4 protein-coding genes are annotated in these 3,454 nt (G+C 72.9%); all 4 read right to left on the bottom strand.

Going from position 1 to position 3,454, the window contains the following annotated elements; translation table 11 throughout:
* Positions 1–1,255: TerD family protein (locus tag AB0K37_RS41160; protein WP_363991394.1), on the bottom strand; the 1,255-nt coding region annotated here is incomplete at its 3' end.
* A 6-nt stretch (positions 1,256–1,261) separates the two neighbouring features.
* Entirely contained in the window at positions 1,262–1,831 is a 570-nt protein-coding gene (locus AB0K37_RS41155; RefSeq protein WP_363991391.1) for a TerD family protein, read from the bottom strand.
* Positions 1,832–1,924: 93 nt separating this feature from the next.
* Positions 1,925–2,470: a G5 domain-containing protein gene (locus tag AB0K37_RS41150; RefSeq protein ID WP_363991388.1), complete on the bottom strand. Its 546-nt coding sequence runs from the start codon at positions 2,468–2,470 to the stop codon at positions 1,925–1,927.
* Between the two features lie 133 nt (positions 2,471–2,603).
* On the bottom strand, positions 2,604–3,440 hold the full coding sequence (locus tag AB0K37_RS41145; RefSeq protein ID WP_363991397.1) for a S1 family peptidase: 837 nt from the start codon (positions 3,438–3,440) through the stop codon (positions 2,604–2,606).
* Positions 3,441–3,454 lie beyond the last annotated feature (14 nt).

Here is a 3,454-nt window from a genome sequence, read left to right as displayed (position 1 = left end):
TTTCTGAGTTGTGCTCTTCCGATCTGCGGTGGCTTTCGGCGGCCGCCGGGCCCGTCGCCACGCCGCCGCCGAGCAGGCGGGCCGTGGTGGACGGGTCGAACCCGTGCAGCCAGCCGGCGCCGGACAGGCCCGCGGCGTCGATCACGTCCAGGCCGGCGAGCCCGGGCGGGACGGCCGCCAGGAACCGCGTCACCAGCGACCACGCGTAGGCGGCCGAGTCGCCCGGCATGGTCCCCCGCGAGATCCACACGGCGCGCCGCAGCGGCAGCCGGAGGACGAGCGGCACCTGCAGGGCGGGCAGCTCGGCGGTGGACAGGCGGCCCAGCAGCATGCCCTCGGCCAGGTCGGCGCGGGGCTGCCAGGTGAGCCAGGCCGGCGCGTCGAAGGGCGCGGCCTCCGGGGTGACCTGCGGCTCCACCCGCGCCAGTTCCTCGCGCAGCTGCGCCGCGTCGGCGCGGAGCCGCTGGTCGGCCGCCTCCATGAGCCGCTGGAAGCCGCCGGGCGGCTTGCGCCCCGCGATCTCCTCGTTGCGCAGGACGAGCGCGTGCTCGGTGGAGGAGTGGAACGCCGCCAGGGATCGGCTGGCGTCCTCCCAGACGAGCCAGCACCGCTCGACGTAGCCGACCTCCGACGCCGGAGGCGGGACCGGCGGCCGCGAATCCGCGGGCGGCGGGCTCGCAGGCGGCGGGACCGAGGGTGGCGGGACCGAGGGTGCGGGGGCCTGCGGGGGCGGTCCGACCGCGGGGGCCGGCTCGGGTTCGCCCGGGTCGTCCACCTCGATGCCGTGCGCTTCGAGCAGCTCGGCCAGGCCTCCGGCGTAGCCCTGGCCGACGGCCCGGACCTTCCAGCGGCCGTCGCGACGGTAGAGCTCCAGCCCGATGATGGCCCTCTCCGGGCCGAGACCCGGGACGGTGAACTCGACGAGCGGGTCGCCGGTCGAGGAGGTCAGGACGAGCCGCGGCGGCGGCATCGTGCCGAAGGTCGTCGCGCCGGTCAGGCTGACCGCGACCAGCACCGCCGCGGCATCGGCGGGGACCGCGTCGAGATCGACCTCGACGCGCTGGCGGCCGTCGCCGGACCAGCGCACGCCGAGCGCCTCGGGCGCGTTGTAGAACACCAGGTCGGCGTCGGAGCGCGCCCGCAGTCCGGGACCCACGAGCAGGGCGCTGACGTCGACGGGGACGGCGCAGGACGCGGTGGCGGTCACGCGCCGGGCGGGCAGCGGTGCGTTGGCGCCGGGCGACAGTTCGGCCATGGGCGGTCAGGCGAGACCGGTGATCGTGGGCAGCATGTCCTGGAAGGTGCGGCCGTGGCAGGGCTCGCCGATCGCGTTCATCTTCCAGCTCTCGCCGTGCCGGTAGAGGCGGGCCATCACCATGGCGGTGTGGGCGCCGCCGCCGGTCAGCGTGTAACGGGCCAGCTCGCCGCCGTCGATCTCGTTGACGAGGCGGCAGAAGGCGTTCTCCACCTCGTTGAACGTCTGCCCGTTGAAGGAGCTGACGGTGAACACCAGCGAGGTCACGTGCACGGGCAGCCGGGCCAGGTCGACGATGACGGACTCGTCGTCGCCGTCGCCCGCCCCGGTGAGGTTGTCGCCGGTGTGCCGGACCGAGCCGTCGTCGCTGACCAGCTTGCCGAAGTAGACGACGTCGGCGAGGTTTCCGTCGGCGAAGAGCACGCAGGACGCGTCGAGGTCGATCTCCCGTTCCCGGGAACCGAAGAAGCCCTTCTTCTTCACCGCGTCCCAGCCGAGGCCCATCCGGACCATGCTGAGCGCACCGCCGGGCTTCTCCAGCGATATCCGCTGGCCCTTCACCATTGAGACGGTCACGGCCGTCGCCTCCTCGCTGTTTCCGAAGGCACCCCGAACATGGTGCGGGCACAGCCTTTCAGCCGATCCGCTCGTTGTCATCCGATTCACGGCTCAGGTGTCGCAGGCGATGCCGTCGCCGTCACGGTCCAGGTCGTAGATGTCGCTGCCCACCACGCGGACGGGGCCCGCCACGTAGCCGGGGCCGTCGCCGCTGCCGCCCGCGCAGTCGACGTCGCTCGCGATCGGCACGCACGCGCCGGTGTAGTTGGGGTCGCACCGCCGCGCCCGCTTCGTGCCAACGGCGATGACGCGGGTGACCGCGCGCCTGGTGACCACCGCGCGAATCAGTTTCCGATCCGTCTCCACGCCATTGGTGACGGTGACCTCATAGGTAAGGGTCTTGAGTCCGGCGGCCCCGCGAGTGCGCACCTTGGTCGTGCCTTTGGCGAGGGCCGCGTCGTTCACCTTTCTCGTCCTGAACGGGATCTTCCGAGTTTCCGTGACCGTGCGTTTCGCCGCCGCCGGAGTGGCCGAGGCGCCCGCGCTCGCGCCGGTGGACGGGGCCGTGTTCGCCACGGCTTTCGACGGGCCCGCCTCGATCGGGGCCTTTCCCGTCCCGCAGGCGCCGAGCGGCAGGAGCGCGGCGGACGTCAGCACAACGAGAATGGCGCGCTTCATGAATTTCCCCCCATATGTAGGGGAAAATCGTCCGCCTGCCCGCTAATCCGCGTCAATGGCACGGCCGAAGAATCCCGGGCCGGATCCGGCCCGGGATTCTTCGGCCCCGCTGTCAACCGATCCGGGCTCCGAAGACCTGGAGTGCCTCGGTGACGGGCTGGAAGAAGGTGACGCCGCCGGTCCGGCAGTCGCCGGAGCCTCCGGAGGTGAGGCCGAGCGCGGTGCCGCCGGCGAACAGGGGGCCTCCGCTGTCGCCCGGCTCCGCGCACACCGTCGTCTGGATCATGCCGGTGACCGTTCCCTCCGCGAAGTTCACGGTGGCGCCCGTGGCGGTGACGGTGCCGGAGTGGACGCCGGTCGTGCTGCCGCTGCGGAACACGCGCTGGCCGACCACGGCCTCGCCGGCCTCGGTGATCGGCTGCGCCTGGCCGTTGTAGAGGTCGACCGCGCTTTGGCCCGCGCCGCCCTGCTCCGTCTCGACGAGCGCGAAGTCGTTGCCGGGGAAGTCGCTGTCCACCGTCGTCCCGAGCGCCTCGGCGCCCTGCTGGTCGGCGGCCCAGGTCCGCACCTCGTTGCCGCAGTGCCCGGCGGTGAGGAAGAAGTCCTGCCCGCCGCGCCGCACGTTGAAGCCGAGCGAGCAGCGCGCGCCCTGCCCGAAGATCGCGTCGCCGCCGAGGGCGAGCGTGTGCAGGCTGCCCGGGATGCGGACCATCCGGACCGCCGCCCCCATCCGGCGGGCGGTGCGCCGGACGGCGGCCATCCGCGCGCCGGTGACCGTGTCGTCCGTCCACACCGTGACCTTGGACGTCGCGGGGTCCACGGCCCATCCGGTGCCGGGGATGTCCGAGAACGAGCTGCGCAGGGCGCCGTCGCTGAAAATGGTTCGAGCGCCGCTCGGACTGTTGTAAGATGGCTTGCACAGCCCACAACGGGATGCAGGACGCCGCAAGGTGGCCGGCCCGC

The sequence above is a fragment of the Actinomadura sp. NPDC049753 genome (genome assembly GCF_040674655.1).
GTDB lineage: Bacteria > Actinomycetota > Actinomycetes > Streptosporangiales > Streptosporangiaceae > Spirillospora > Spirillospora verrucosospora.
The sequence above is the reverse complement of the archived record's forward strand: the minus strand, read 5'-3'. Positions and strand labels throughout refer to the sequence as shown.